The following is a 1024-nucleotide window of genomic DNA, read 5'->3' on the forward strand; positions in this document are numbered from 1 at the left end:
AGTATGGGACGCCGATGCATTGAATCTGCTCGCCGGCGGGTTTGTCCGTCTGCCCAAGGATTGCGTGATCACCCCGCATCCGGGTGAGGCTGCGCGTTTGTTGGGGATCAGTACCGCCGATGTGCAGGCCGATCGTCTGGCGGCGGCGCGGACGCTGAGCAAGAAATACTCAGCCGTCGTCGTCCTCAAAGGCGCCGGCAGTTTGATCGCCCATCCCGACGGGCGTCTGGCGCTGTGTCATCAGGGCCATCCGGCCATGGCCAGCGCCGGCCTCGGCGATGTGCTCGCGGGGTTGACCGGTGCGCTGCTGGCGCAAGGCATGGACGGTTTCGATGCGGCGTGCCTGGCCGTCTGGCTGCACGCCAATGCCGGCATGCAGCAAGGAAAATTGGGCCGTGGGCTGGCGGCCAGTGATTTGATTCCAGCCATTCGTCAGTTGTTGGAGGAGCATGCACCGTGTCTGAAGTAACCCTGTACCTGGCCGATGAACAGGCCATGAGCGACTTTGGCGCACGGATCGCCCGCGTGACCCAGGGCCACGGCCTGATTTTTCTCGAAGGCAATCTGGGCATGGGCAAAACCACCCTGTCGCGGGGCATCATTCGTGGCCTGGGGCATGTCGGGGCGGTGAAAAGTCCGACCTTTACCCTGGTCGAACCCTACGAGATCGGCGACGTCCGTGCCTTCCACTTCGACCTGTATCGCCTGGTCGATCCGGAGGAGCTGGAGTTTCTCGGCATCCGCGACTATTTCGAAGACGATGCGCTGTGCCTGATCGAGTGGCCCGATAAAGGTGCAGGCTTTTTGCCAAAGCCTGACCTGACCATTACCATTAGCCCGCAAGACAGCGGGCGTTCGCTGAAAATTTTATCCCAAGGCTCGCGTGGCGAGGCCTGGTGTGCCGCTTTGGCATTGGAATCCAATTAAATGATGGGGTTAGGTATGCGCTTTCGCGCGTTGGTGGCTGCCGCTGGACTGATGTTGATGGCAGTAACCGTCAACGCTGTGGCCGAGACAAAGGTCA

2 protein-coding genes are annotated in these 1024 nt (G+C 61.0%); both read left to right on the forward strand.

Annotated elements, in window-relative coordinates:
• On the forward strand, positions 1 to 469 hold a 469-nt coding region (locus DBR24_RS27830), incomplete at its 5' end, for an NAD(P)H-hydrate dehydratase (RefSeq protein WP_128616311.1).
• Positions 457 to 927 (forward strand): tRNA (adenosine(37)-N6)-threonylcarbamoyltransferase complex ATPase subunit type 1 TsaE, encoded by a 471-nt coding sequence (tsaE, locus tag DBR24_RS27835; RefSeq protein ID WP_007967425.1) that lies wholly within the window; start codon positions 457 to 459, stop codon positions 925 to 927. The genes DBR24_RS27830 and tsaE, both read left to right, overlap by 13 nt.
• Positions 928 to 1024 lie beyond the last annotated feature (97 nt).

This window comes from Pseudomonas sp. HMWF006 (genome assembly GCF_003061205.1).
Classification (GTDB): Bacteria; Pseudomonadota; Gammaproteobacteria; order Pseudomonadales; family Pseudomonadaceae; genus Aquipseudomonas; species Aquipseudomonas monsensis.